General features: G+C 72.6%; 26 protein-coding genes and 1 tRNA gene. 11 read left to right on the top strand and 16 right to left on the bottom strand.

Annotation, left to right across the window (positions count from 1 at the left end):
- Positions 1 to 8: 8 nt before the first annotated feature.
- On the bottom strand, positions 9 to 1,739 hold the full coding sequence (locus O7542_RS28050) for an NAD-binding protein (protein WP_043330881.1): 1,731 nt from the start codon (positions 1,737 to 1,739) through the stop codon (positions 9 to 11).
- 141 nt (positions 1,740 to 1,880) lie between these two features.
- On the opposite strand from O7542_RS28050, the gene O7542_RS28045 reads away from it, so the two are divergent.
- From O7542_RS28045 to O7542_RS28030, 4 genes are all read left to right on the top strand, one after another.
- The gene (locus tag O7542_RS28045) at positions 1,881 to 2,360 is read left to right on the top strand and encodes an MSMEG_6728 family protein (protein ID WP_043327962.1); all 480 of its coding nucleotides are present in this window, start codon (positions 1,881 to 1,883) and stop codon (positions 2,358 to 2,360) included.
- Positions 2,361 to 2,586: 226 nt separating this feature from the next.
- Entirely contained in the window at positions 2,587 to 4,131 is a 1,545-nt protein-coding gene (locus O7542_RS28040) for an FAD-dependent oxidoreductase (protein ID WP_281605427.1), read from the top strand.
- A gap of 54 nt (positions 4,132 to 4,185) precedes the next feature.
- On the top strand, positions 4,186 to 5,322 hold the full coding sequence (locus O7542_RS28035) for a hypothetical protein (protein WP_187693836.1): 1,137 nt from the start codon (positions 4,186 to 4,188) through the stop codon (positions 5,320 to 5,322).
- A gap of 216 nt (positions 5,323 to 5,538) precedes the next feature.
- Positions 5,539 to 5,979 (top strand): HNH endonuclease, encoded by a 441-nt coding sequence (locus tag O7542_RS28030; RefSeq protein WP_043327959.1) that lies wholly within the window; start codon positions 5,539 to 5,541, stop codon positions 5,977 to 5,979.
- 75 nt (positions 5,980 to 6,054) lie between these two features.
- Here the strand turns inward: O7542_RS28030 and O7542_RS28025 are convergent, their stop codons facing one another.
- On the bottom strand, positions 6,055 to 6,678 hold the full coding sequence (locus tag O7542_RS28025) for a TetR/AcrR family transcriptional regulator C-terminal domain-containing protein (RefSeq protein ID WP_187693837.1): 624 nt from the start codon (positions 6,676 to 6,678) through the stop codon (positions 6,055 to 6,057).
- A gap of 69 nt (positions 6,679 to 6,747) precedes the next feature.
- Here O7542_RS28025 and O7542_RS28020 point away from each other — a divergent pair, with 69 nt between their 5' ends.
- The gene (locus tag O7542_RS28020) at positions 6,748 to 7,299 is read left to right on the top strand and encodes a peroxiredoxin-like family protein (protein ID WP_166457740.1); all 552 of its coding nucleotides are present in this window, start codon (positions 6,748 to 6,750) and stop codon (positions 7,297 to 7,299) included.
- Between the two features lie 54 nt (positions 7,300 to 7,353).
- Here the strand turns inward: O7542_RS28020 and O7542_RS28015 are convergent, their stop codons facing one another.
- Both O7542_RS28015 and O7542_RS28010 read right to left on the bottom strand, forming a co-directional pair.
- Positions 7,354 to 8,121: an enoyl-CoA hydratase/isomerase family protein gene (locus O7542_RS28015; RefSeq protein ID WP_069088738.1), complete on the bottom strand. Its 768-nt coding sequence runs from the start codon at positions 8,119 to 8,121 to the stop codon at positions 7,354 to 7,356.
- Between the two features lie 76 nt (positions 8,122 to 8,197).
- Positions 8,198 to 10,597 carry a M4 family metallopeptidase gene (locus tag O7542_RS28010; protein WP_043327955.1) on the bottom strand — a complete coding sequence of 800 codons (2,400 nt, stop codon included), beginning with the start codon at positions 10,595 to 10,597 and terminating at the stop codon, positions 8,198 to 8,200.
- Positions 10,598 to 10,768: 171 nt separating this feature from the next.
- On the opposite strand from O7542_RS28010, the gene O7542_RS28005 reads away from it, so the two are divergent.
- The gene (locus O7542_RS28005) at positions 10,769 to 11,218 is read left to right on the top strand and encodes a protealysin inhibitor emfourin (RefSeq protein ID WP_140946391.1); all 450 of its coding nucleotides are present in this window, start codon (positions 10,769 to 10,771) and stop codon (positions 11,216 to 11,218) included.
- A gap of 80 nt (positions 11,219 to 11,298) precedes the next feature.
- Positions 11,299 to 11,955, top strand: a complete 657-nt coding sequence (locus O7542_RS28000; protein WP_233514730.1) for a type 1 glutamine amidotransferase domain-containing protein — start codon at positions 11,299 to 11,301, stop codon at positions 11,953 to 11,955.
- 8 nt (positions 11,956 to 11,963) lie between these two features.
- Here the strand turns inward: O7542_RS28000 and O7542_RS27995 are convergent, their stop codons facing one another.
- The 6 genes from O7542_RS27995 to O7542_RS27970 all read right to left on the bottom strand — a co-directional run bounded on the left by O7542_RS27995 (position 11,964) and on the right by O7542_RS27970 (position 15,552).
- A complete protein-coding gene (locus tag O7542_RS27995; protein WP_166457739.1) occupies positions 11,964 to 12,575 on the bottom strand; it encodes a histidine phosphatase family protein in 612 nt (203 codons plus the stop codon).
- Positions 12,576 to 12,624: 49 nt separating this feature from the next.
- Positions 12,625 to 13,044, bottom strand: coding sequence for a VOC family protein (locus O7542_RS27990; protein WP_043327953.1), 420 nt, complete (start codon positions 13,042 to 13,044; stop codon positions 12,625 to 12,627).
- 35 nt (positions 13,045 to 13,079) lie between these two features.
- A complete protein-coding gene (locus O7542_RS27985) occupies positions 13,080 to 13,481 on the bottom strand; it encodes an AraC family transcriptional regulator (protein WP_187693841.1) in 402 nt (133 codons plus the stop codon).
- Between the two features lie 115 nt (positions 13,482 to 13,596).
- Positions 13,597 to 14,268 (bottom strand): HNH endonuclease family protein, encoded by a 672-nt coding sequence (locus tag O7542_RS27980; RefSeq protein WP_281605426.1) that lies wholly within the window; start codon positions 14,266 to 14,268, stop codon positions 13,597 to 13,599.
- Positions 14,269 to 14,550: 282 nt separating this feature from the next.
- Positions 14,551 to 15,378 (bottom strand): hypothetical protein, encoded by an 828-nt coding sequence (locus tag O7542_RS27975; RefSeq protein WP_281605425.1) that lies wholly within the window; start codon positions 15,376 to 15,378, stop codon positions 14,551 to 14,553.
- Positions 15,379 to 15,475: 97 nt separating this feature from the next.
- A tRNA-Thr gene (locus tag O7542_RS27970) sits at positions 15,476 to 15,552 on the bottom strand.
- Between the two features lie 364 nt (positions 15,553 to 15,916).
- Between O7542_RS27970 and ugpC the strand changes: the two genes are divergently transcribed.
- The gene (ugpC, locus tag O7542_RS27965; RefSeq protein WP_043327950.1) at positions 15,917 to 17,008 is read left to right on the top strand and encodes a sn-glycerol-3-phosphate ABC transporter ATP-binding protein UgpC; all 1,092 of its coding nucleotides are present in this window, start codon (positions 15,917 to 15,919) and stop codon (positions 17,006 to 17,008) included.
- 58 nt (positions 17,009 to 17,066) lie between these two features.
- Here the strand turns inward: ugpC and rlmB are convergent, their stop codons facing one another.
- Positions 17,067 to 18,185 carry a 23S rRNA (guanosine(2251)-2'-O)-methyltransferase RlmB gene (gene rlmB / locus O7542_RS27960; protein WP_043327949.1) on the bottom strand — a complete coding sequence of 373 codons (1,119 nt, stop codon included), beginning with the start codon at positions 18,183 to 18,185 and terminating at the stop codon, positions 17,067 to 17,069.
- Entirely contained in the window at positions 18,185 to 19,600 is a 1,416-nt protein-coding gene (cysS, locus tag O7542_RS27955) for a cysteine--tRNA ligase (RefSeq protein ID WP_043327948.1), read from the bottom strand. Before cysS ends, rlmB begins: the two co-directional genes overlap by 1 nt.
- A gap of 63 nt (positions 19,601 to 19,663) precedes the next feature.
- Between cysS and O7542_RS27950 the strand changes: the two genes are divergently transcribed.
- Both O7542_RS27950 and O7542_RS27945 read left to right on the top strand, forming a co-directional pair.
- Positions 19,664 to 20,311: a helix-turn-helix domain-containing protein gene (locus tag O7542_RS27950; protein ID WP_043327947.1), complete on the top strand. Its 648-nt coding sequence runs from the start codon at positions 19,664 to 19,666 to the stop codon at positions 20,309 to 20,311.
- Positions 20,312 to 20,525: 214 nt separating this feature from the next.
- Positions 20,526 to 21,731 carry a hypothetical protein gene (locus tag O7542_RS27945; RefSeq protein ID WP_281605424.1) on the top strand — a complete coding sequence of 402 codons (1,206 nt, stop codon included), beginning with the start codon at positions 20,526 to 20,528 and terminating at the stop codon, positions 21,729 to 21,731.
- Between the two features lie 68 nt (positions 21,732 to 21,799).
- On the opposite strand, the gene O7542_RS27940 is transcribed toward O7542_RS27945, so the two are convergent.
- The 3 genes from O7542_RS27940 to O7542_RS27930 all read right to left on the bottom strand — a co-directional run bounded on the left by O7542_RS27940 (position 21,800) and on the right by O7542_RS27930 (position 25,228).
- The gene (locus O7542_RS27940) at positions 21,800 to 23,488 is read right to left on the bottom strand and encodes a S8 family serine peptidase (RefSeq protein WP_064446854.1); all 1,689 of its coding nucleotides are present in this window, start codon (positions 23,486 to 23,488) and stop codon (positions 21,800 to 21,802) included.
- A gap of 88 nt (positions 23,489 to 23,576) precedes the next feature.
- Complete coding sequence (locus tag O7542_RS27935) at positions 23,577 to 24,275, bottom strand: HAD family hydrolase (protein ID WP_281605423.1); 699 nt, start codon at positions 24,273 to 24,275, stop codon at positions 23,577 to 23,579.
- Positions 24,272 to 25,228, bottom strand: coding sequence for an EamA family transporter (locus O7542_RS27930; RefSeq protein ID WP_281605422.1), 957 nt, complete (start codon positions 25,226 to 25,228; stop codon positions 24,272 to 24,274). The genes O7542_RS27935 and O7542_RS27930 overlap by 4 nt, the downstream gene beginning before the upstream one ends.
- A gap of 72 nt (positions 25,229 to 25,300) precedes the next feature.
- On the opposite strand from O7542_RS27930, the gene O7542_RS27925 reads away from it, so the two are divergent.
- The gene (locus O7542_RS27925) at positions 25,301 to 25,846 is read left to right on the top strand and encodes a CGNR zinc finger domain-containing protein (RefSeq protein WP_069089593.1); all 546 of its coding nucleotides are present in this window, start codon (positions 25,301 to 25,303) and stop codon (positions 25,844 to 25,846) included.
- Here O7542_RS27925 and O7542_RS27920 read toward each other — a convergent pair.
- A complete protein-coding gene (locus tag O7542_RS27920) occupies positions 25,813 to 26,409 on the bottom strand; it encodes a GNAT family N-acetyltransferase (RefSeq protein WP_281605421.1) in 597 nt (198 codons plus the stop codon). The two genes, O7542_RS27925 and O7542_RS27920, sit on opposite strands and share 34 nt — an antisense overlap.
- Positions 26,410 to 26,460: the final 51 nt, after the last annotated feature.

The following is a 26,460-nucleotide window of genomic DNA, read 5'->3' as shown; positions in this document are numbered from 1 at the left end:
GCGGCCGGTCACTCCTCCGGGCGGCGCGCGGCGGGTGGACCGGCGGGCGCCGGCGGCGGCGCGGGCGTGGTCTCCCGCAGCAGCGCGGTCAGCCCGGCCCGCCGGGCCACCACAGTCAACCGGTCACCGGCCTGGATCACCATCCGCGGATCGGCCGTCCAGTCGGCTTTCTGGTTCGGCCGGGTGTACGCGAGCAGGCGTACCTCGCCGGGCCGGGCCACCGCGCTCAGCGGACGCCCGTCCAGCGGTGAGCCCGCCACCACCGGCACCTCGGTGACCAGCAGCGCGTGCCGGTCGACCGGGATGGTGGCGACGACCGCGCGGTCCAGCAGCGCCGCCGCGAACGACGGCGCGGCCAGATAGGACACACTGCGCGAGATGCCGATGCCGAACGCCTGCTGGATCCGCTCGGCGAAGTCGCCGTCGAACAGCCGCAGCACCACCCGCAGGTCCGGGTCGAGCGACCGGGCGATCAGCGCGGCACGCAGGTTCGTCCCGTCGTCGGTGGAGACCACCACCAGCGCCTGGCAGGTGTCGACGGACGCGGACCGCAGCGTCTCCTCCCGGCCCGCGTCGCCGACGATCAGCGGCACCCCCAGCCGGTGCGCCAGCGCGGCGCCCCGCGCGTCCGCGTTCTTGTCGATCGCCACCACCTCGACGCCGAAGTCGTGCAGCTGGGCCATCACCCGGGTGCCGATGTTGCCCAGCCCGACCAGCACCACGTGCCCGGAGCGGTCCGGCTGGACCCGGCCGGCGTGCAGGGCCAGCCGGGCGTTTACGACGCCGTCGACCACCGCTGCGGTGATCAGCGGGATCAGCGCCAGCCCGGCCAGGTTGAGCACCACCTGCATGACCTGGGCGGCGACCGGCTTGTTGACGTCCGGGTCCTGGCCGGTGAGCGTGGTGACCAGCGTCAGGTAGACCGCCTCGCTCCAGCTGACGTCGGCGGCCCGCGCGTTGAGCCAGCCCAGCACCGCGATCACCCCGAGCAGCACCAGCACCGCGATGCCGATCTTGCGGGTGGCGAAGTGGCGGACCGCGCGCAGCAGCACCGCCGCCGGCTGCCGTCGCCGCCGCGCCCGCACCAGCCGCCGCGCGGCCACCTCCGTGCCCGCCGGCCGGCCGGTCGCCTCGGCCAGCACCACGTCGGCCGCGGCCTCGTCGGCGGGAAGCACCCGGACCAGGTCCGGGTCCGTGGTGACGGCCAGGCCGCAGACCACGTCCTGGGGGCGTACGTCGTCGCGCCGCGCCACGTACAGCGTGCGCCCGGCGTGCCGGAAGTGGGTCGGCGCCACCTCGCCCAGCGCGGCGGCGACGAAGGCGGGCGCGGCCATCGAGGCGTCGGAGAGCACCGCCGAGTCGGGGAAGAGCTGGCGCAGCCCGTCCGCCAGGTTGGTGTTGAACATGCGCACCACCAGGCGCAGCCGGGACTCGACCTCCTGGGCGCAGAGCGCGGCGTGCATGTTGCCCACGTCGTCCTGGTTCAGCAGCGCCAGCCCGGCCGCCCCGGCCAGTCCGGCCCGGCGGAACGCCGCCTCGTCGAGCCGTTCGGCGGTGACGACCCGTACCCCCGGCACGTCCCGCCCGTCCGGGCCCTCGGACCGGCGGCGGGCCGGCACCACGAGCGTGACCCGCACCCGCCCGTCGGCGCTGTCGGTGGCGAGCAGCGACCGGACCACCCAGTAGGCGAGCGGATCGGAGCCGCAGACCACGAAGTGGGGGCGTTCGTCCCCGTTCATCCGGAGCCGCCAGCCGGTCGCGCGGCGTGCGCGGTCACGCAGGGGCTCGGCCATGTCCGGATGGTAGTCAGCCGCTCGCGGTACGCGCAGCCCCCTCGATCATGAACGCATGGCGTGGCCGGGTACGGGTAGAGCACCGGCATGCAGACGTTCCTGCCGTATCCGGACTTCCTGGCCAGCGCCCGGACGCTGGACCAGAAGCGGCTGGGCAAGCAGCGCGTGGAGACGATCCAGGTGCTGCGCGGCCTGACCCGGCCGGACTACGGCTGGCGCAACCATCCCGCGGTGAAGATGTGGGCCGGGTACGAGGAGGCGCTGACCCGGTACGGGCTGGACATGTGCGCGGTGTGGTGCGAGCCGGGCCGGGCCGACACCTGCGCCGGCACGCTCGCCACCGACCTCGCCACCGCCTGCGGCATCGCCGTGATCCGCACCCAGGACGAGCTGGCCGCCGCCGGTGAGCTGCCGCCCTGGCTGGGCCGCGACGACCTGCACCGCAGCCACCGGTCGTCGCTGCTGCGCAAGGACCCCGTCCACTATGCGCGGCTGTTCACCGACGTCTCCCCCGACCTGGAGTACGTCTGGCCCCCCTCCGACCGCCCCCGCCACTGCCTGGAGTGAAAGGAAGGGCCCCTTTTTAACGCCTCCGGTAGAGGAAGGGCCCCTTGTTAACACCTCCCCCGCGCCCCTGCGCGGCGCACTCGACGCGCGGGCGGCCGGCGCGCGGCGCGGACGTAACCGGGCCGCCCGGCGTTAAGAAGGGCCCCCGCACATCCGTATGCGTTAAAAAGGGCCCCTTCCTTTCACCTCGGGCAGACTGGGGGGACCACCGACTGAAGGATGCCCCGTGAGTCTGTCGCAAGTGGTAGGTCGCCTGATCGGCGTACGCGAGCACGTGGTGGACCCGGGCGGCGGTGGCGCTCCCCGCGTGTCGCGACCGGTCGCGGCACTCGTGGTCGGCGGCGGCATCGCCGGCATGTCGGCGGCGGTGGTGCTGGCCGAGCGCGGAGTGGCGGTGACCGTGCTGGAGGCCGCGCCGCACCTCGGCGGCCGGCTCGGCGCCTGGCCGGAGGAGCTGCCCGACGGCGTCCAGCGCAACGAGCACGGCTTCCACGCGTTCTTCCGGCAGTACTGGAACTGGCGGTCGATCCTGCGCCGCGTCGACCCGGCGCTGGGCTTCCTCAAGCCGATCCCGGGGTACCCGATCCTGTCCGAGCAGTGGCCCACGGAGGAGTTCGGCAAGCTGCCGCCCGCGCCGCCGGCGAACCTGCTGGCGCTGCTGCTGCGCAGTCCGAGCCTGCGCCTGGCGGACCTGCGCACGATGGATCGGGACGCCGCGCTGCCGCTGCTCACCTACGACCCGGTGCGCACCTACGAGGAGTTCGACGAGCGCACTGCCGACGAGCTGCTCACCTCGCTGCGCCTGCCGGACCGGGCGCGGGCCATGCTCTTCGAGGTCTTCTCCCACTCGTTCTTCAACCACGAGGCGGAGATGTCGGCCGCCGAGATGATCGCGCAGTTCCACTTCTACCTGCTCGGCAACCCGGAGGGGCTGGCGTTCGACTGCCCGGACCGGGACTACGCGACGGCAATCTGGGAGCCGCTGACCCGGCACGTGGAGAAGCACGGCGGCCGGGTGCTGACCGGCGCTCCGGCGGCCCGGCTGGACCGTACCCCGGCGGGCTGGCGCGTCACCGGCGCGGACGGCGACGCCTGGGAGGCGCCGCACGTGGTGCTCGCGGTGGACCCGCCCGCGCTCGCCGCGCTGGTCGCCGCCTCGCCCGGCCTGGTCGCGGCGGCACCCGAGCTGGTGGCGCGGATGCCCGCGTTCGGCACACCCGGGCCGCCGTACGCGGTGGCGCGGTACTGGATGGACGGGGACGTCCGCCCGGACCGGGCGGTGTTCAGTGGCGTCTCCCGGCAGCCCACGCTGGACTCGGTGACGCTCTACCACCGGCTGGAGGACGAGCCCCGCCGCTGGGCCGAGCGGACCGGCGGCTCGGTGGTGGAGCTGCACGCGTACGCCTGCGAGCCGGACGTGCCGGCCGACGAGCTGGCCGCCCGGATGCTGCGGGAGCTGACCGCGCTCTGGCCGGAGGTGGCCGATCTGCGGGTACGCGAGTTGCGCGCCCGGGTCGAGGCGCAGGCACCGGCGTTCACGCCGGGTAGCCACGCCGGGCGTCCGGGGGTGAAGACCGACGCGGCGGGCCTCTACCTGGCCGGCGACGGCATCCGCACGGAGTTCCCGAGCGCGTTGATGGAACGGTCGGCGGCCACCGGGATCATCGCGGCGAACCACATCCTGCGTGCCGAGGGGGCGGCGGCCGAGCCGGTCCGCTCGATCCGTCCGCGCGGCCTGCTGGCCGGCAGGGTGAACCCGAAACGGTCATAGGCGGGCAAAAACGCCTCTACGCTCGACTGATCCGGTGACACGGGAGGTCGGGCGGTGAGCACCGCGACGCGCGAGCGGCGCGACGAGGAGCACGGGACACCACGGGACGAGCGGACCGCGGTGGTCACCGCGCTGCGACTCGGCTGGTCGATGGCGGACGCCTACCACCACGCGCAGACCGCCGACCTGACCGACGGCGGGAACCGGCCGGTGGCCGCGCCGCCGAAGCTGTCGAACCTGACCGAGTTGGCCGGGTGGCACCGGCTCGGCATGTACCTGGACGGCGTGGACGTGGCGCTGGCCCAGATCGCGCCGCTGACCCCGGCGGGCCGTACCGTGCCGTCCACCGCCGCCGCCCGCCGCGCCACCGGCGCCGACCGGGACCCGTTGCTGCGGGCGCTCGACGACCTCAACATCGACGTGCTGCGCTGGACGATGGCGACGAACCACCGGGTGGGCGTGGCGTACCGGCTCGGGCGCTCACTCGCCGACACCGTACGGCGCGGCGACGCCGACCGGCTCCCCGGCCGGTTCGGTGGCCGGCACCTCCAGATCAGCAGGTGGCTGGACGAGCTGGCGAGCGTGCTGCCGCCGTACTCGGCCGCCGTGGTGCGCCGCTCGCTCGCCGCCTGGGCCACGGCTGTCGGCCGGGCCACCGTCGGCGACCCGGGCGAGGCCGGACTCGCCGACCTGGCCCGGGAGCTGCGCAACCAGGGCGACCTGTGGCAGGACGTGCTCACCGGTGGGCTGCATCCGCGCGACCTGCTGGACGAGGAGAACTGGGCGGTGATCGCCCGCAACGTCGTCATCCGGGACCGGAAGCTGGTGGCGCAGGCGGCCCGGGGCATCTTCTGGCCGGTGCTGGCACCACTGCTTGTGGTGCTGCTGGCGGTGGTGGGCGTCAGTGCCGCCGCGGCGGCCGGCTCCCCCACCACCCGGGCGGCGGTGGCGCTCGTCGGCCTCGGCGCCGGGCTCACCGCGATCTGGCGGTCGATCTCCACGCCGACGCTGTCGGTGGCCGCCGAGGTGAACCGTCCGCTGCTGGACAGCGAGCTGGTGGTGCAGATGACCGCCCGGATCGACCGGCCGCTCGCCGCCGCGCGAAGCGCCGGCCGGGCCGGACGGCAGCGGCGACCCACCGAGGACGGATCGAAATACGTTGGCCACGATTCCCGAATCGATCTACCGTGAGCGCGCAAGGTCAACCACCGTTCCAGGAGCCGTCGATGTCGCTGCGATACGCCACCACGATGACGTCGTGGCTGCTCGGCGACGGCTGCCGGGAACACGGTCCCTGGCCCGGAGGGCACGACTGACGCGCGTCGCGCGTCCCCGTCGTCGCCGCCCGGTCCCGTGGACCGGGCGGCTTTTTCGTCGCCGTACCGCCGATCGTGAAGGGAGAGCCCGGTGGACGCCGTCCTCGTCATAAACGCCGACCTCGGCCCGCTGCACCGGGTCACCGTCAAGCACGCGATCCGGATGCTCTGCCGCCGGGTCGCCGAGATCCACGAGGCCGAGCCGGACCGGGTGATCGGCGTCTTCCCGCTGCCGCGGGTGGTCCGCCTCGTCCGGTACGTGGTGACCCGCTGGCGGTTCAGCGCCGGCCCGGCCTGGTCCCGGGCCGGGGTGCTGGCGCGCGACCGGCGGCGGTGCGCCTACTGCGACGGCGCGGCCAGCACGATCGACCACGTCCTGCCCCGCTCGCGCGGTGGCCGGAACACCTGGGGGAACACCACCGCCGCCTGCTACGCGTGCAACCAGCGCAAGGGTGACCGGACCCCGGCCGAGGCGGGCATGCCGCTGCGGCGGGCTCCGGTGACGCCGAGCTGGGCCGCGCTGGCGCGGTGACGGACGGCCGGCGGGCACAGGGGGCGGTGTCGGGGGTACGCCCCGGCGCCGCGCCCGCCGGTCCCACCAGTGCGCCTACCTGTCGAGACGCCGGGCCAGCCCGTCGAGCAGGAGGTCCAGCCCGCCGCCGAACTCGTCCTCCGGTACGACCACGCCGGCATCGCGCGCGGTCGCGGCGAGCAGGGGGAACTCGTCGCGGGGCAGCGCCGCGATGACAGCCGTGCCGGGCCCGGCCAGCGCGCCGAGGTGTTCCATCTGGATCGCGCCGACCACGTAGCCGAGCAGGGCACGGAACGCGATCACCCGTCCGGTGCCGGTGAAGCCGGCCCCGGTCAGCACCGCGAGCACCGCCTCGCCCCAGCGCAGGATCGTCGGCGAGCGGTGCCGGTACGCGGGGAGCAACGGCACCACTGCCGGGTGGAGACCGACCGCGCGGCGTACCCGCTCGGCCAGGTCCCGGATGCCGTCCGCCCACGGGACGTCGGGCGGCGGGCGGGTGTCGACCGGTTCGAGGACCCGCTCGACGACGAGCGCTTCCAACTCGTCGCGGTCGGCGACGTAGCGGTAGAGGCCCATCGTGCTGGTGCCGAGCTGCGCGCCGACCGCGCGCATGGTGAGGCCGGCGAGGCCGTCCCGGTCGAGCACCGCGAGCGCCGCGTCGGCGAGCTGGGCCGGGGTCAGGGAACGGGGACGGGGCATGGCCTTGACAGCGTACAAGATACGCCTACGGTTGTAGGAGTACGTCGTACGCCTACAACGGGAGCGCGCATGGACGTCGTCACCCCTCGCCATCTCACCAGCGTGACCGGTGCCCAGGTCGCCCTGCCGGACCCGGACCGCCTCATCCACCTCCAGTTCCGTCGCTTCGCCGGCTGCCCGGTCTGCAACCTCCACCTGCGCTCGATCGTCCGCCGGCACGCCGAGATCGAGGCGGCGAGCGTACGCGAGGTGGTGCTCTTCCACTCCCCCGCCGACGAGTTGCGCGAGCACGTCGCCGACCTGCCGTTCGCCGTGGTGGCCGATCCGGACCGGCGGCTCTACCGGGAGTTCGGGGTGGAGTCGGCGCGGCGGTCGCTGCTCGACCCGCGCGCCTGGCTGCCGATCCTGCGCGGCGTGGCGATCAGCACCTGGCACATCCTGCGCGGACGGGAGCGGTCGCCATCCCTTACGCCGCACGGCGGCCGGTTCGGGCTGCCGGCCGACTTCCTGATCGCGCCGGACGGGCGGGTGCTCGCCGAGAAGTACGGCGAACACGCCTCCGACCAGTGGTCGGTGGACGAACTGCTGGCCCAGGTCAGCCGGAGCCGGTCGGCGCGGTGACCGCTGGATCGCCGGTCGGGACGTACCCGCCGAGGGGTGCCGGGCAAACGGCGGTCAGTGGGCGGTCGGCGGGGTCCAGCCGAAGCGCGGCGGGCGGCGCTCGTTCATGGCCGCCACCCCCTCGCGGGCCTCGCCGCTGTCCCGCACCTGGCCGTGCCACCACGCGAGCCGGTCGGCGTCGGCGCGCCCGTCGACGATCTCCTTCGCGGCGGCCACCGTGAGCCGGGAACGCTCGGCGATGGTGGCGGTCAGCGTTGTCACCCGCCCGGCCAGCTCCCCGGCCGGCAGCACCTCGTCCACCAGGCCGATCCGCAGCGCCCGCTCGGCGTCGACCAGCTCGCTGCTGAACAGCAGGTGCTTGGCGGCGGACGGACCGACGAGCGCGGCCAGCCGGCGGGTGGTCGGCGCCGGGTAGACCAGGCCGAGCCGGGCCGGGGGTACGCCGAACCGGGCCTCCGCCGAGGCCAGCCGCAGATCGCAGGCGACGGCGAGCTGGCAGCCGCCGCCCACGCAGGCGCCCTCGATCGCGGCCACAGTGGGACGGCCGAACGCGGCGAGCCGTTCCTCGGCGGCCACCGCGATGCTGCCGTCTCCGGCGGCCAGCAGCTCGTCCAGGTCGCCGAGGTCGGCCCCGGCGCAGAACGTGCCGGCCGCGCCGGTGAGCACCAGCACCCGTACCGCAGGGTCGGCCTCCAGACCGTCGAGCAGCACCGGGAGCTGCCGCCACATGGCCGGGGTCATGGCGTTGCGCCGGGCCGGGTTGTGGATGACCACGGTTGCCACCGGGCCGTCCACCCTGACCGTGAGTTCCGCGTCGGACATGGTGCGACCGTAACGGGCGGGGCCCGGCGGCCACCCGCGTGGGGTGGCCGCCGGGCCCCGGGGTCGGGCGGTCAGGTCAGGAGACGTTGACAGCGGTGTCGTCGAGCACGAACGACGTCTGCAGGGAGACGTCCTCGGTGCCGGTGAACTTCAGCGTGACGGTCTGCCCGGCGTACGACGCCAGGGAGAACGACTTCTGGCTGTAGCCGCTGGCCTTGTTCAGGTTCGAGTAGGTCGCCAGCGTGGCCAGCACCGAACCGGAGGAGTTGAGCACCTGCACGTTCAGCTTGTCGTACTGGACGCTGCTGGTGGTCTCGGCCGAGTCGATGTGCAGCCAGAACGAGAAGGTGTACGTGGAGCAGCCGCTCGGCAGGCTCACCGACTGCGACAGCGAGTCGGTGCGGGTGGTGCCGTAGCCGTTGAGCCAGGCGTTCCACGTACCGGTGCGGGTCGGCTGGCCCTGCGAGCCGTACTGGCCGATCACGCCGGAGGTGGAGGTCCAGACCGTGTTGCCGGACTCGAAGCCCGGGTTGCCGAGCTTCTGGCCCGCGCCGGTGCAGCCGCCGCCGGTGCCGTTCACCGTCAGCGAGAACGTGGCGGTCTTCGTGCCGGACGCCGCGCTGCCGGTGACGGTCACCGAGTAGGTGCCGGTCGGCGTGCTGGAGCTGGTGGAGATGGTGAGCGTGGACGAGCCGCCCGAGGTCACCGAGGAGGGGCTGAACGACGCGGTGGCGCCGGTCGGCAGGCCGGACGCGGAGAACGTCACGGTCTGCGCGCTGCCGTTGGTGGTGGCCGTGGCGACGGTGGCGGTGACCGAACCGCCCGCGGTGACCGAACCGGCGGTCGGCGAGAGCGAGACGGAGAAGTCGTTGCCGGTGGAGCTGCACGGCGCGTCGTTACCGGCGACGTTCACCGCGGTCCAGGCGGCCTGGACGGTCTTGTACTCGGTGGAGCAGTTGCCGTACAGGTCGGTGGCGGCCCGCAGGGTGTACGCGCGGGCGGTGTTGGCCGGGTTGCTGGTGTTGACGTACGAGGTGTTCGAGGTGAAGTACACGTCGAGCGCCCGGTACCAGATCTTCTCCGCCTTGGTGCGGCCGATGCCGGTGACCGCCGGGGCCGAGCCGCAGACCGGCGAGGTGCCGTACGCGGTGGCGCCGGTGCCCTCGGCGAGGTTGAAGAAGAAGTGGTTGCCGACGCCGGAGGAGTAGTGCACGTCCTTGTTCTTCGTGCTGGTGGACCAGCAGGAGTCGGACGAGCCGTCCAGCGACGGGTTGTACATGTAGCGCAGCGGCGTACCGTTGCCGTTGATGTTGATCTTCTCGCCGACCTGGTAGTCGCCCGGGTCGCTCGGCGCGGCGGCGTAGAACTCCACCATGTTGCCGAAGATGTCGCTGGTGGACTCGTTCAGGCCACCGGACTCACCGGAGTAGACCAGCCCGGCCAGCGCTTCGGTGACGCCGTGGCTCATCTCGTGGCCGGCGACGTCCAGCGAGACCAGCGGGCGGGAGTTGCCCGAGCCGTCGCCGTAGGTCATCTGGGCCCCGTCCCAGAAGGCGTTGACGTAGTTGTTGCCGTAGTGCACCCGGCTCGGCACGCCCTGGCCGTTGCCGAAGATGCCGTTGCGGCCGTGCACGTTCTTGAAGTAGTCGAACGTCTTGGCGGCGCCGAAGTGGGCGTCCACGGCGGCCGACTGCCGGTTCGAGGTGGCGCCGTTGCCCCACGCGTTGTCCGCGTCGGTGAACGTGGTGCAGGTGGAGGTCCCGTTGTTCATGTCGCAGGTGCGGCCGTTGCCGCGTACCGGGTCGATCATCTGGTACGTGCTGCCGGAGAGCGTGGTGTCGATGGTGACCGAGCCGGTGTAGATGCCCTGGCCGGTGCCGGCCACCGTCTCGATCTCGTCGTACGAGCCGATCACCTTGCCGGTGGTGGCGTCGGTGACGACGTGCAGCTTCGACGGGGTCTGCTTGTCCGCCTTCCAGCCCGTCGCGACGGTCTCCCAGGCGAGGCGGCCCTTGCCGCTGCTGGCGTCGACGAACAACTCCGGCGTGCCGACCGAGGTGAGCGAGCCGGAGAACGTCTTGCGGGCGCTGGCCTTGGCCGCGTCCGCGCCGACCTTCGCGGTGGTGCTCAGGGTCAGCGGGGCGTCGAGGCTGACCGACGCGCTGGTCATGGTGCCGTTGGGGGCGGTGTGGATGACGAAGTCACCGCCGTACACCCGGAGACCCTGATAGGTCCGGCTGTACCGGGTGTGCGCCGCCCCGGAGGGGTCGACCTTGGTGCGGACGGCCTGATAGGCCTCACCGCCGGCGCCCTTGACGACGCCGGGATTGGCGCGCAGCAGGCTCGCGGCCTTGGCCGCGGCCGAGGTCTCGGGGCTGGGGGCGGTTGGCGCTGCCGCTTGCGCCGAGGTGGTGACGCAGGCCAGCACGCTGCTGGTGAGCAGCGCTGCGCTGACGGCGGCGACGGATCTTTTCACGGGCCCTCCTGGAAGGCGAATGTTGTGACGGGGGTAGTCACTGATGTAGATATAGCGATACATCGACGAACGTGAAAGAGGCTGGCGGGAACCCGCCGGAGACACTGACCGAACGGATGAGGAGGACCGGTGGACCGGAACCGGGTGGTCCCGTCGCGCGTCCGAACCGGTATGAGAGCTGCCCCCGCCGTGGCGGCCGTCGCCGCCCTTCTCGTCCCGCTCGCCGGCTGCGCCCGCACCGACGCGCCACCCGTCGTCACGGACGGGCCCTCGCCGCTGGCCACCGAGGTCGTGCTCGTGAAGTCGGGCGGCATCGCCGGGCTGACCGACACCGTCCGGGTCGGGCCGGACGGCCACTGGACCCGCACCGACCGCGCCGGCGCCTCCCGAGAGGGGCAGCTCGCCGCGGAGAAGCTCACCCGGCTGCGGCAACTCGCGGCCGACCCCCGGCTGGCCGCCGAAGCCGCCGTCACCGCACCGGCGACCATGTGCGCCGACGCGTTCAGCTACCGGCTCACCGTCGGGCCCAACCAGGTCAGCTACGTGGACTGCCCGCCGCAGGCCACGCCGCCCGCCGTCACCGCGCAGGTGGTGGACCTGCTCAACGGCGCCACCGGCTGACCGGCGCCGACTTCAAACCCGTTCCGGCTGTGACATCGGCCTATGGCCGGCCGGCCCGCGGCGGGGCCAGCATGGAAGGCATGACTCGCGCACTCATCGCCCTGACCAGTCACTCCGAGCTGGGCCGCACCGGCCGCTCGACCGGCTACTACGTCGGCGAGGCCGCCGAGCCGTGGGAGGTGTTCCGGGCCGCCGGCTACGACGTCGACCTGGTCTCAGTGGCCGGCGGCGAGCCGCCGGTCGACGGGCGGGACGAGAACGACAGCACCCAGAACGACTTCCTCGCCACCGCCGGCGTCACCGACACCCCGAAGGCCGCAGACGTCGACCCGGCCGGGTACGACGTGATCCTCTTCGCCGGCGGTCACGGCACCATGTGGGACTTCCCCGACGACCCCGACCTGGCCCGGATCGCCCGCTCGGTCTACGAGCGCGGCGGCGTGGTGGCCGCCGTCTGCCACGGCCCGTCGGCGCTGGTGAACCTGACCCTCACCGACGGCTCACGGCTCGTCGCCGGCAAGCGTGTCGCCGGCTTCACCAACAGCGAGGAGGCGGCCGTCGGCCTCACCGACGAGGTGCCGTTCCTGCTCGCCGACAAGCTCACCGAGGCCGGCGCGCAGCACGTGCCGGCGCCGGACTTCACCGAGCACGTGGTGGTCGACGAGCGCCTGGTGACCGGCCAGAACCCGCAGTCCGCCCGCGCCGTCGCCGACGCCGTGGTGAAGCTGATCGCCTGAGCACCAGGTCAGAACCGGTAGTCGTCGGGCAGGCCGGTGGCACGCAGCTCGGGCGGCAGGTGGGCGACGTCGTTGAGCGCGACGAGCGTCGGCGGGCCGCCCGAGCTGTAACGGATCACGGTGAGCCCGCAGTTCTGGTGGTTGAGCCCGATCCAGCGGTGCGGCGGCGCCTCCAGCGCGTGCAGCACCAGCCAGGCGACCAGGAAGTTGTGGGTGACGACCAACTCGCGTACGTCACCCTCCGCGGGGGCGGCGGCGAACCGCGCCACCGCCTCCGCGGTCACACGCGGCCCGTCGCGCCGCTCCCGCTCGGTGAACCCGGCCAGGAACTCCGCGTACCGCTCGGGCAGGTCGGCCGGGTCGGTGTCGTGCGGCACGTGGTCGCCGGCGCGGTCGTCCTCGCGTACCGGAACACCCGGCAGCGACGCCGCGACCAGCGCGGCGGTCTCCGCGGCCCGGCGGGCCGGCCCATGGTGTACGGCGGCGAAGCGCGTGCCGCGCAGCCGTTCACCCAGCAGCGTCGCCTGCCGCCGGCCGCGCTCGGACAGGCCGGTGTCGGCCTCCTCCTCCGCGCGGTCCTGCTCGCCGTGGCGGACCAGGTAGAGCAGGCGGCTGGGCATCGGCGCCTCCACGGTCGGGGACCGCGAGACTAGCCCGCCGCCGCGCCGTTCACTGCCCCTGGCGCATCTGCCCGATCCGGATCCGGTTGCCGAACGGGTCGCGGATGCCGAAGTCGATCCCGTACGGCCGGTCGGTCGGCTCGTCGGTCACCTCCACACCCTTCGCGACCAGATCCGCGTACGTCTTGTGCGCGTCGTCGGTGGTGAAGAAGAGGAACCCGCCCGCGGCGCCCTTGGTCAGCAGCTCCCGGACCTGCTCGGCGGTCTTCGGGTCCAGGGCCGGCGGGCCCGGCTTCTCCAGCAGGATCTCCCGGCCCGGGTCCCCCGGCACGTTCACGGTGAGCCAGCGCATGAAGCCGAGATCCTGGTCGGTGCTGACCTCCAGGCCCAGCTTCCCGACGTAGAAGTCGAGCGCCTCGTCCTGGTCGAGCACGTAGATCTGCGAGCGGGAAGTCGAAGTCATCGTCATGCCGACGACGCTAGAGCAGCGGCCTGACCTGCTGCTTATCCAAAACTGCTCGGTCTGGTCCAGGACTTGGCGAAGCAGCTCGGCACGTCCGGCGGCGCGGCCCGGCGACGCCGGAAGGCCGAGGGCGACGCACCGACGATGCCGTGGAACGTCCGGCTGAACGTGCCGAGGCTGTTGAAGCCGACGGCGAGGCAGATGTCGGTGACGTCGCGGTCGGTCTCCAGCAGCAGGGCCATGGCCCGCTCGACCCGGCGGCGTTGCAGGTAGCGGTGCGGGGTCTCGCCGAAGGTGGCCCGGAAGGTACGGATGAAGTGCGCCTCGGACACGTGGGCGATCCGGGCCAGCGCGGCGATGTCCAGCGGCTGCGCGTACGCCCGGTCCATCGCGTCGCGGGCCCGCAGCATCGCCCGATTGGACTCCTCGACCGCTCTGCTCACGCCGTCCCCCCGCCGGCCAGCCTACCGAGACGTCGATCGGCGGCGCGCCCGCCGACACTCCGGTCGGAGAACTGTGTACGCCGCTGTCATCCGGCCCGCGCGACGGCTCCTGCGATCACGAGGCGCAGGTGTTGAGCATGCTCTGCAGTGCGGACTTCTCGGATGATTGGAGCGTCAGGCCCCAGTTGTACTTCACGGTGATCCACATCTTGCTGTAGGTGCAGCGGTACGACGTCAGGGGCGGCTGCCACGTCGAGGGGTCCTGGTCCCCCTTGGCCTGGTTGACGTTGTCGGTGACCGCGATCAACTGCGGGCGGGTCAGGTCGTTGGCGAAGCTCTGCCGACGGCTCGTCGTCCAGGAGTTGGCTCCGGACCGCCACGCCTCCGCCAGGGGCACGACGTGGTCGATGTCGACGTCGGAGGCGGCGTACCAGGTCGCACCGTCGTAGGGGCTGTACCAGCGGCCGGACGTAGCGGCACAGGAGCTGTCGACCACGACGGACGTGCCGTCCCGCTTGAGGACCTGCTCGCGGGTGTTGCAGGCGCCGGTGATGGTGATCCAGTGGGGAAACAGGTCCCGCGAGTAGCCGGCCATCGAGCCCTGTGCTGCCACTGTCAGGGCGTTGAGCTGCGACTGCGCCGTTGCCCGGGAGGGAATGCCGGGAGGGGTGGCCGAGGCCGGCTGCGCGTTCACGGCGGCGAGAACGGCGGCTGCGAGGGCGGCGGCGGTGATCGCGGCGGCACGGCGCCAGGCACGCGGGGTGAGGGTGACGGACGTGATCGGCATGACGGCGACCCTTCGTCGAGGAAAGTGACAGCAACCTTCCCTGACGATCATGTCCATCGATCGGCGTCCCTGTAAAGAACAGCTGTCCGGTTGTCGAGCATCGAGCCGCCCCGCACCGCCGACGTGCCGACTCCGCCGGCGTCACTCAGGGCAGCGGCGGCGTGACGGTCGCCGTGGCCCTGACCGTGGTGGGCGTGACCGGCATGTTCCTCACGGACCAGGGCAGGTCAGCTGACCTGCGGTGTTGTCGGCATCTTGTCCGGAGTGCGAGGTACAGGTCCGTTAGCTGCCGTCCACCGGGTCGTCGTACGGCGGCGACACCTCGTCGTTCCAGGAACGTTTCACGTAACCTCCGGTGAGGTCCTGGAGCTGTAGGTTGACCTCGATCAGGGTGTTGACTTCCTGGAGCACCTCGTCGAGATCGTCGAACGTGACCTGGAACCGGCGGTCGTAGGTAGCCATCTCGGGGATGCCATAGTCCTCGGCGACCTCAGCGGCCTCAGCGACAATCCGTGGCCCCGCGTCGAAGGTCACCTCCAGCTGGGGACCATCGGACCATTGGACGGTGAATCGGTCGCTCTCCTCGGCCACCACCATCGACTTCAGGCGCTGCACGGCGTCGGCAAGGGTGAGGGACCCGGTGAAGTAGACCCGGAACCCATCGCGCGGCCAGAGGTGAGACGAAACGGGATCGTCCAACAGCAGATCGACCGCAGCGTCGATCCTGGACTCAGCTTCGGTCAGCGGCACACCCAGTTGCGAAACATGGGCGACCAGGCCCGTCGCGTCCGCCACCACGTGCCCGATCCGGTACATGGTCCGGACGAGCCCTTCAGCATCCACGTCACTGCCACTGTGCCAGAACGGCAGATTGATGGCCGTCTCACCGGACCGGTAGCGCACCGTAATGCCGCTGGGCTGGTGCGTCAGCGTGCGGCTCGGGCCGTCCTCGCCCAGAACCACCTCGCCGACGACGTCCCGTACGCCGGAAACGATGGCGTCCCATGCCTGCGAGTCGGACGGCTCACCCGCACCCTTCCGTTCGCCGTCCGACGCCTTCAGCGAGGGCTGTCCGACGGGCTCGGGTAGCAGGATGAGATCAAGAGTCATGGCCGTCAGGCTAGGGCCTGTGACGGGCGGTCGTGACCCTCGTTGCTGTCATCCGGCCAGATCGCAGCGGCTGCCGCCGCGAAACGCCTGATGGAATTGGAGCCCCCGGCCGGGATCGAACCGGCGACATCTCGCTTACAAGGCGAGTGCTCTGGCCAGCTGAGCTACAGGGGCGCGTGCGTCGGGCTCAGCATAGCGACTGAGCCCCGGAAATCCCGCCTCGCAGGGCTCCCGAGCACGGAAAACGTCGGCATCCCGACCGGTGCGGCCGATGGATCATCGCCCGGGCGCGCTCCCAGCGGGGAGATTGATGCCTCGCAGTGCCCGACTGACCGTTATGCGTATGCCGTCCATCCCACCCGGAGCGACACGTCTTGGCACGATCGCGAAAGCCGTTTACCGTGCAGTGACACGGACGACACTCCGGCGGGCTTCGGCTGCCTGAGCGACGACCCCGTTGGCCGGTGCCTTGGGCGCCGGTCGCTCCTTCACTCGGATCGTCCGGCACGTTCCTGCCGGTGAAAGGAAGCGCTCCATCATGGCTACGGTCACCTACGCGAAGGCGTCCCGGATCTACCCGGGCACCGAGCGCCCCGCCGTCAACCAGCTCGACCTCCAGATCGGTGACGGGGAGTTCCTCGTCCTGGTCGGTCCGTCCGGCTGCGGCAAGTCCACCAGCCTCCGGATGCTCGCCGGCCTGGAGGACGTCGACGACGGCGCGATCTACATCGACGACCGCGACGTCACGCACCTCCCCCCGAAGGCCCGCGACATCGCGATGGTCTTCCAGAACTACGCCCTCTACCCGCACATGACGGTGTACGAGAACATGGCGTTCGCGCTCAAGCTGCGCAAGACCTCGAAGTCGGAGATCGACCGGCGGGTCAAGGAGGCGGCCGGGCTGCTCCAGCTGGAGGAGTTCCTCAGCCGCAAGCCGAAGGCGCTCTCCGGCGGTCAGCGCCAGCGTGTCGCCATGGGCCGCGCGATCGTCCGCGAGCCGCAGGTCTTCCTCATGGACGAGCCGCTGTCGAACCTCGACGCCAAGCTGCGTGTCCAGACCCGTACCCAGATCGCCTCGCTGCAGGCGAAGCTGGGCGTCACCACCGTGTACGTCACCCACGACCAGGTCGAGGCCATGACCATGGGTCACCGGGTGGCGGTCATGCTGGACGGCGTGCTCCAGCAGGTGGACACCCCGCGGGCGCTCTACGACACCCCGGCCAACGTCTTCGTCGCCGGCTTCATGGGCTCCCCGGCCATGAACATCAAGACGGTGAAGCTGACCGAGCAGGGCGGCGCGTTCGCCGAGATGATCGTGCCGCTGACCCGCGAGCAGGTCCAGGCGGCCAGCGCCGAGGGCGGCGACGGCAAGGTCACCGTCGGCTTCCGGCCGGAGGACTGCGACCTGGTCAGCCCGTCCGAGGGCGGCATGCCGGTGGTGGTCGAGCTGGTCGAGGACCTGGGCTCCGACGCCAACGTCTACGGCCACGCCGCGCTGGAGGGCCACAACGAGCGGTTCGTGGTCCGTACCGACCGGCGCAGCATGCCGAACATGGGTGACACCGTGTTCGTCAAGCCGCGTACCGGCCGCAGCCACGTCTTCCACTCCGCCACCGGCCAGCGGATCTGACGTACCCGAGAAAAGGGGCGGCCCGCCACGGCGGACCGCCCCTTTTTCGTACTCTCGATCAAACCTCGACGGACCGGCGGCGCGCGACCTCGGCCAGCGTGACGGCGGCGGCGACGCTCGCGTTGAGCGACTCCACGTCGGAGACCATCGGGATGCTGACGGTCAGGTCGCAGGTCTCGCCGACCAGGCGGGACAGGCCGCGCCCCTCCGAGCCGACCACCACGACGAGCGGGCCGACGGCGGCCTCCAGGTCGTACAGGTCGGTCTGCCCGTCGGCGTCCAGGCCGACCACGACGAAGCCGGCGTCCTTGCACGCCTTGAGCGACCGGGTCAGGTTGGTGACCTGGGCGACGGGCACGCGCGCGGCCGCGCCGGCGCTGGTCCGCCAGGCGGTCGCGGTGATCCCGGCGGCACGCCTTTCGGGTACGAACACACCCTGCGCGCCGAACGCGGCGGCCGACCGGATGACCGCGCCGAGGTTGCGCGGGTCGGTGACGCCGTCCAGCGCGACGAGCAGCGGGGCGGCCTGTTCCAGCGCGGCGGCCACCAGGTCGTCGAACGGCTCGTAGGCGAACGGCGGCACCTGGAGGCCGACGCCCTGGTGCAGCACCCCGCCGGTCATCCGGTCCAGCTCGGCGCGGCTGACCTCCAGGATCGCGATGCCCCGGTCGGCGGCGGTACGGACGATCTCCTTGACCCGGTCGTCGACGTCGATGCCCTGCGCGGTGTAGAGGGCGGTCGCCGGCACCTGGGTGCGCAGCGATTCCAGCACCGGGTTGCGCCCGACCAGCAGCTCAGGGCTGTCCTTCGCCGGGTTGGCCTTGCGGCCCGGCGCGACCCGGGGGCCGCCCCGGCCGGCCGGCTTTCCGCCCCGCCCCTTCGTCGTGGGCGTGCCCCGGCCACCGCCCTTGCCCCAGGTGGTGTCCTTGGTGCCGGGCTGGCCGATCTTGGGGGCGCGGCCCTCCTCGGCGGCGGCGCGGCGCTCCTTCTCCTGCTTCCAGGCGGTGCGCTGGGGCAACTTCTCGGTGCCCGAGTACGCCTTGTGCCACGGCCGCTCGTCGGCGGGCAGCGTGCGCCCACGCCCGGCGAGGGAGTCCTTGTTCTTGCCGCCGGTGCCCTTGGGGGCGCCCGCCTTCGGTGCCAGTCGCCGGCCTCGGCGCTGTGAGTTGCCGGCCATCAGTCCTGCTCTCCAATAGTCCAACGCGGGCCCTGGGGGGTGTCCTCGACGACCACGCCGGCCTGCTTGAGCTGGTCGCGTACGGCGTCGGCGGCGGCCCAGTCCTTGCGGCCGCGGGCCTGCGCGCGCTGCTCCAGGGCCAGCGCGATCAGGGAGTCCACCACGCCGCGCAGGTCGTCCGTGCGGCCGCCGCCGGTCCAGGCCGGGTCCAGGGGGTCGACGCCGAGGATATCCAGCATCGCCCGGGTGGAGGCGAGCGTCGTGCGGACGGTCACATCGTCACCGGCGGTCAGCGCGGTGTTGCCGTCGCGGACCACCTCGTGCAGCGCCGCGAGCGCCGCCGAGGTGTTGAGGTCGTCGTCCATCGCGGCGACGAAAGCGGCCGGCAGGTCGCCGGGCCGGCCGCCGCCGACCCGCTCGGCCGCCCGCTGCACGAAGCCCTCGACCCGCCGGTACGCCACGGCGGCCTCGCGCAGCGCGTCCTCGGAGTAGTCGATGCGGGACCGGTAGTGCGCGGCGACGTAGTAGTAGCGCAGCTCCACCGGGCGCACCCCGAGCGAGGCCACGTAGTCGAGGTCGAGCGTGTTGCCCAGCGACTTGCCCATCTTGGTGCCACCGATGCCGAGCAGACCGTGGTGCACCCAGTAGCGCGCGAACGGCAGGTCGGCGGCCTGCGACTGGGCGATCTCGTTCTCGTGGTGCGGGAACGTCAGGTCGAGCCCGCCGCCGTGGATGTCGAACTCGGGGCCCAGGTAACGCCAGCACATGGCCGAGCACTCGATGTGCCAGCCCGGCCGGCCGCGACCCCACGGCGACGGCCACGAGGCGTCGGCCGGCTCGTCCGGCTTGACGCCCTTCCAGAGCGCGAAGTCGCGCGGGTCCCGCTTGCCCCGGTCGGGGGCGTCACCGGCCGGCTGCATGTCCGCCGGGGACTGGCCGGACAGCGAGCCGTACGCCGGCCAGGAGGCCACGTCGAAGTAGACGTCGCCGGAGCCGTCGGTGGCCGGGTAGGCGTGACCGGTCTCGATCAACCGGGCGATCAGCTCGTGCATCTCCGGGACGTGCCCGGTGGCCCGCGGCTCGTACGTCGGCGGGAGCACGTTGAGCGCCCGGTAGGAGGCGGCGAGGATCTGCTCGTTGGTGTACGCGATCGACCAGAACGGCCGGTCCTGCTCCATCGCCTTGGCCAGGACCTTGTCGTCGATGTCGGTCAGGTTGCGGATGAACGTGACCTCGAAGCCCTTGTCGAGCAGCCAGCGGCGCAGCACGTCGTAGTTGACGCCGGAGCGAAGGTGGCCGATGTGTGGCGGGGCCTGGAGCGTGAGACCACACAGGTAGACCCCCACCTTGCCGGCTTCCCGCGGGACGAAGTCCCGCACCGATCGGGTGGCGGTGTCATACAGGCGTAGCGTCACCTCACAAGGGTAGCCGTCCGCACATTTCGAGGTTGGCCGGAGCCGGGTCGTACGCTGCGTGCTGTGGACACGGCGGCGCGCACGGGAGAGACCGCACAGACCCTGGACCGGGGTCTGCGCCTGCTGCACCTCGTCGCGGACGCGCCGGGCGGGCTCACCGTCACCGAGGCGGCGCACCGGCTGGGCATCGGCCGCGCCGCTGTCTACCGGCTGGTCGGCGCGCTGACCGGCCACGGCATGCTCCGCCGCGACGGCGAGGGCCGGCTGCGCATCGGCGTGGGCGTGCTGCACCTGGCCCGCCGCGCCCAGCCGCTGCTCGCCGAGGGCGCGCTGCCGGCGCTGCGCCGCCTCGCCGAGGGCACCGGGGCGACGGCCCACCTGACCGTGGTCGAGGGCGGCGAGGGGGTGGCGCTCGCGGTGGTCGAGCCGAGCTGGACGTCCTTCCACGTGGCGTACCGGACCGGCACCCGGCACCCCCTGGAGCGGGGCGCCGCCGGCCGGGCCGTGCTGGCCGGGCGGGCCGGCGATCCGGGGCCGGTGAGCACCAGCGGTGAGCTTCAATCAGGCGCGTACGGGGTGGCGGCGCCGGTGCTGGGTGTGCCCGGCCTGGAGGGCAGCGTCGGGGTGGTGTCGCTGACCCCGCTCGACGTGGCGGACATCGGCGCCCAGGTGACGGCCGCCGCCGAGGCGGTCGCCACCGCGCTCTCCTGACCCGCGCGCGCCCTTTACGCCAGCTCGGCGAGGTGGCTGCATCAAGCGGCCCGGACACCACCACCTCCCCGAGGTGGAGTGGATCATGAGCAGGTCGAAGGCCATAGCACGCGGACAGGCCGCGCGGGGGTTGTCCACAGGGCGCGGAGGGCGGCACGGCTGCGGCTGTCCACAGGGGTATCGATCTCGACCCGTGCGCCGCCACGCTCGTCACATGCCACCTCATCCTCATCGCCCACCGGAGCTGGCCTGGCAGGTCTTCCGGGGCTCGGAAGCTATCCGGCACGGGCTGCTGTCCCGGCACCATCTGCGCGGCGCGTCCTGGGTCCGGCTCCGGCAGGACGTCTACGCCGACGCGCGGCTCGACCGTGACCACGCGCTGGCCTGTCGCGCGGCGCTGCTGCGCCTGCCACCCGGCGCGGCGATCGCCGGCCCTTCGGCGGCCTACCTGCACGGGGTCGAGCACGCCGCGGGCTTCACCGACGACGTGCACGTCCTGCTGCCGGCCACGGTCCGGGCCGACTCCCAGCCGGGTGTCCGGGTGCACCACGCCCCGATGTCGAGCACCCGCAGCGGCCTCCTGGTCCCCGTCGGCGCCGCCGCACCCGCGCGCACAAGCCCACCCACCGGCACGAGGTCGCCCGCCAGGACGAGCCCACCCGACGGCACGAGCCCATCCGCAGGCACACGCCCTGCCACCGGCACCAGGTCGCCCGTAGCAGCACCGCCTGCGGCGGACCGCCTCCCGGGCACACCGGGCCGGACCAGATCGCCGGATCCGGCCCACCCCCACAACCGCCCCGGACCGCCCGGCCCGGCCGACCCGCAGAACTCAGCCGCATCGAGCCCGTTCACAGAGTCGTCCCCCGGCGCGGCGTTGACCCTGGCCGGGCCGCCGCCACGCACCGAGCCGGCCGCCTGTGCCTGGGAGACAGCGGTCTGGGCCGATCCGGTGAAGGCGGTCGGCATCATCGACGGGCTGCTGCGTACCGGTTCGGTGAACCGGTCGGCGCTGGCGAGCGAGGCGGCCCGGAACGCCTGCCGCCCCGGTGGGCGGCGGGCGGCGTGGGTGTTCGGCCTGACCGACGGGCTGGCCCAGTCCCCGCCCGAGTCCCACCTGCGGGTCCGTCTCGCCCTCGCCGGCCTGCCCCGCGCGGTGGCCCAGTATCCGGTGCGGGTGTCGACCGGCCTGATCCTGCACCCCGACCTGGCCTGGCCGGAGTTCCGCGTCGCGGTCGAGTACGACGGTCAGTGGCACTCCGACGCGGACCGGATGCACCTCGACCGGCGGCGGCTCAACCAGCTCGTCGCGGCCGGCTGGCTGGTGCTGCACGTGACCGGCCGCCGCCTGCGCAAGGAGTTCCCCGACCTGGTGCGGGAGATCCGCGCCGCACTGGTGGCCCGGGGGTGGCGCCCGTGACACCCGCCGGAACGCCGAGGTGGCGGCGTCCGGGTGATCCGGACACCGCCACCTCGGGGAAACGGTCGTTACGGTCGTACGTTCGGCTTGACCGGGGTCTTCACCGCGGCGTAGGCGTCGACGATGCCGTAGCCGTAGAAGCCGTTGAAGTTCAGCGAGCCCGCGCAGTACGCGTCGAACTCGGCGCTCCGGCCCTCGTTGGTGTAACTCTGCAGCCGCGGCTCCGGGCAGGCGTGCTCGGCCGCCGTCCGGTAGAGGTGCTGCTCGACCAGGTTCGGCGCCATGCCGTAGCCGTTGCGGCCCTCCTTCTTGCCGTGCTTGCTGACGATCAGCGCCGCCACGCCCGAGACGTGCGGGGACGCCATCGAGGTGCCCTGGAGGTAGGTGTAGTAGCCACACTCACCCTTCGCGGTGCACTGCTTGAACACCGAGTTCTCGAAGCCGGCGACGATGTTGCCGTTCTCGTCGACCGACCCCTCCTCCTGGAGCACCTTCTTCGGGTACGTGGAGAGGATCATGTTGGCGTCGGTGCGGTACGTGTCGGTGCCGAAGCCGTCCCGGAACCAGCCACCCGGCGCCGCCACCGAGATCTGCTCGGTGCCGTAGTTCGAGTAGTCGGACTTCTTGCCGGACGGCCCGACCGCCGACACGCCGATCACGTGCGGGCCCTCGACCGGCAGGTCCCAGCAGGTCGCGTTGTCGATCGGGCGCGGGTACGGGTCGGCGCCGTAGTCCGGGCTGCTCACGTCGGTGCGCGGCGCGCCCAGGTCCTCGTGGTTGTTGCCGAGCGAGCCGACGAGCGTGACGCCCTTGCGGTGCGCGAAGTTGAGCGCCCGCTTCATGGCCTCGATGACGGTGCGCTGCTCGGCCTGCGCCTCCGGCGAGTCGGCCGGGTTGGCGGTGCAGTTGTAGAGCCACGGGTCGACGTAGAAGGACATGTTGACCACGTCCAGGCCGGAGCGGCCCGCGTGCACCAGGGCGTTGACCACCGGGTTGAGGAAGAAGTAGCCGCTGTCCTGACCACCCTTCAGCTCGACCAGGGAGACGTTCGGGGCCACGCCGGACAGGCCGAAGCCGTTGGCGGCGGCGCCGATGGTGCCGGCCACGTGGGTGCCGTGCCCGCCGTCGTCGGTGCCGACCGGGTCGAGGCAGCTGGCCACCTCGCACGGGCCGTCGACCTCGGGGATGTCCGGGGCGAAGTTGCGCGACAGTGCCCAGTTGAAGTTCGGTGCCAGGTCGGGCTGGCTGGCGTCGACGCCGGTGTCCAGGATGCCGACGGTCACCCGGCGGTCACCCGGCTCGATCTTGCGGGCCTTGTCGGCCCGGATCATGTCCAGACCCCAGAGCTTGTCGTCGAGCGGGTCCATCTTCTTGCCGTTGTTCTTGGCGGCCTTGCCCTTGGTCGCCGCGGCGGCCAGCAGGTGCTCCTGCTCGACCCGGTCCAGCTTCGGCTTGCGGCCGATCGCCTTCTCCTCGGCCGCGCCGACCAGGGCGCCGGCGGCGGTGGCCCGGCTGGCGAAGTCCGCCCGGTCGCTCGTGACCTGGAAGAGGCCGACATCGTCGGTACGGGCGACGACAGTGCCGCCGGCGGCGGTGATCGCGGCGATCGCGGCGTCGGTGGACACACCGCTCTCGGCCAGCACGGTGAAGGTCCGGGTGTCCGACGGCGCGGCGTTCGCCGGGATCCCCAGGCCGGTCACCGTGAGTGCCAGCGAAGCCGCAGCCGCGACCGCGCCGACGGTGAAGCGCTTGCTCACCACATCAGATCCTCTCGTTGAGGGACGTGGTGTCATCCCACATCACGGGAGCGGGTTCCGCCAGATCGACGTCCGTTATCGGCCGCAACTAGGCATTCGCGCTTGTCAAGGTGTTGAGCACCGTGGACAGTCCGGCGAGCGTGGACACCTCGGCGTCCGGTTCGAGGCCACGAGGCCGGGGAAGGCCGCCCCGGTTGAGCCAGACGGCACGCAGTCCGGCCCGCTGGGCGGCGACCACGTCGTGCTCCGGCGAGTCGCCCACGTGCACGATCCGCGCGGCGGGCAGCCCGGCGGCCGCCACCACGGCCGCGAAGAACTCCCCGGCCGGCTTCTTCGGCAGGCCGCCCTCGTGGGCGTACAGCTCGAAGGCGAACTGCCCGGCGAGGCCGCAGCGTTCGGCGCGGCTGTTCCCGTTCGTGGCGAAGCCCAGCACGTGGTGCGGGCGCAGTGCCGCCAACGCGGGCAGCGCGTCGGGGAAGGGCCGGCTCAGCGCGTACCGGCGGGCGAAGAACAACTCCGCCAACTCGTCCAGCTCCGTCTCCAGCCCGGCCCGGGCCAGCGAGCGGGCCAGCGCGGCCCGCCGGATCTCCTGCACCGGGGCGGCGCTGAGCGCGCCGAAGACCGCACCCCAGTCCCCCTCCAGGTCCGCGAGCGACACCCCGGCCGCCGCCGGGGTCCGCCGCCGCATCTCCTTCAGTACGGCGACGAGCGCGCCGGTGACCGCCGGGCGCAGGTCGACGAGTGTCTCGTCGGCGTCGAAGACGACAGCGCTGCGCGGCCCGCTCACCGGTCGCCTGCCAGCACCGGCTCGGCGGACGTGGCCGCCGAAGGTGTGCCGCGCAGTTCGTCCGCCCGGACCAGGGCGACGCCGCCGAGGATGAGCACCCCGCCGGCCAGCTGGATCAGGCTGGGCAGTTCGTCGAGCACCAGCCAGGCGATCAGCACCGCGAACATCACCTCGGTCAGCCCCACGAAGGAGGACAGCCGGGCCCCGAGCAGCCGGGTGCCGGCGACCCCGGCCAGGTACGCGACCACGGCGGCGATCAGCGACAGCCCGGCGATCGGCACCAGCCAGCTCACCTGGTGCCCGGCGAAGGTGACGTCGGCGGTGCCGGCGGCGAGCGGCAGCGCGCCGATGCCGCCGAGCAGGAGCAGCACCAGCGCGCCGACAGCCATGCCGCCGCTGGCCATCACCACCGACGGCAGTTCGGCGTCGATCCGGCCGGCGATGACGAAGTACCCGGCCAGCCCGACGCCCGCGCCGAGACCCCACAGCACGCCCACCGGGTCCAGGCGGCCGGCTCCGGTGAGGTCGAGGACGAGCGCCAGCCCGCACAGGGCGGTGACCGAGCCGGCCACCGTCAGCGCTCGCGGGCGCTGCCCGTGGACCAGCCACATCCATCCGACCACCAGCACGATGCCGAGGTATTCCAGCAGCAGCGCCACACCGACCGGGAGGTAGCGGACCGCGTTGAAGAAGCACGCCTGCGCGGTGGCGACGCCGAGCAGCCCGAACAGCAGCACCGTGACGCCGTTGCGCCGCAGCACCGACCACTTGCCGCGCAGGGCCAGCAGGGCGGGCACGGCGAGCACCAGCGCGGCGATGCCGACCCGGGCGATCACCACCGCGACCGCCGACCACTCGCCGGTGATCAGCGGGCGGGCGAACGTGCCCGAGGTCGCGAACGTGATCGCGGAGAGCAGTGCCAGACCGAGCCCGACGCCGGATCGTTCACGCATCGACAGCTCCAGGTCATGAGTGAAGGACGGTTATGCTGATGACGCTAGGCGGAGCCCCTGACAGGAGTCAAGTTGCTTTTCGCTCATGACACCGAATGCGCGCTGGTCGGTGCCGCCGCACTGGTGAACACCGCCGACGGCGACCGGGAAGGGCTGCCCGACGTGGCCGCCCTGGACGCCTTCTTCACCACCCACGGGTGGAGCGGCCGGCACGAGCACACCGAAACCGAACTGCGCCAGGTCCGCGCGCTGCGGCCCCGGCTGCGCCGCATCTGGTACGCCGACACCGACGAGGTGGTGGCGATCGTCAACCGGCTGCTGCGCGAGTCGCACGCGCTGCCGCAACTCGTCCGGCACGACGACGAGCCGTACCACCTGCACGCGGTGCCGCGGGACGCGCCGCTGGCGACCCGGATGGCGGTCGAGGCCGCGATGGCGATGGCCGACCTGGTACGGATGGGCGAACTGAGCCGGCTGCGGCACTGCGACCACCCCGACTGCGACAACGTGCTTGTCGACCTGTCCCGGAACCGCTCCCGCCGGTTCTGCGACGCCGGCTGCGGCAACCGGGCCGCGGTGAGCGCCTACCGGGCCCGCAGGGCGGCGTCCCAGTCCTGACGGGTCGCGGGCCAGTCCTCCCGGGACAGCTCGTACTCCACCTCGCCGTGCTCCGTACCCGGGATCGGGTCGTCGAACGCGAGGTGGAACGTGCGGACGTAGCGCAACCCGGCGCGGGCCATGACCGCCCGGGAGCGGTCGTTCACCGCCATCGTCTGCGCCCACACGCGGCGGACGCCGACCGTGTCGAACGCGTGCCGCACCAGCGCCCGCGCGCCCTCGGTGGCCAGCCCGTGCCCCCAGGTCGCGCGGCGCAGCCGGTAGCCCAGCTCCGCCTCGGCGCCGTCGTCGGACGGGTCGAGCGAGTGCCAGCCGAGGAACTCGCCGGTGAACCGGTCGAGCGTCGCCCAGCGGCCGAGCCCGGGGTGCCGGGTGTACTGCGCGAGCACCCGGGGCAGCACGTCGTCCCGGAATGTCGTGGCCGGGGTCGGCACGCCGCCGGTCAGGAAGCGCATGACCTCCGGGTCGGCGTCCAGCGCCACCAACCGGTCCACGTCGTCCATCGTGAACCGGCGCAGCGTAAGCCGCGCGGTCTCCAGCAGCACCCCGCCGTCGTCACGCACCGTCGGATCATGCCGCGCCCACGGTGACGGGTCGAGGCAATTACCGGCGCC

The organism is Micromonospora sp. WMMC264 (assembly GCF_027497275.1).
GTDB lineage: Bacteria > Actinomycetota > Actinomycetes > Mycobacteriales > Micromonosporaceae > Micromonospora > Micromonospora chalcea.
Note: the sequence above shows the minus strand (reverse complement) of the source record. Positions and strands in the feature narration are given on the sequence as shown.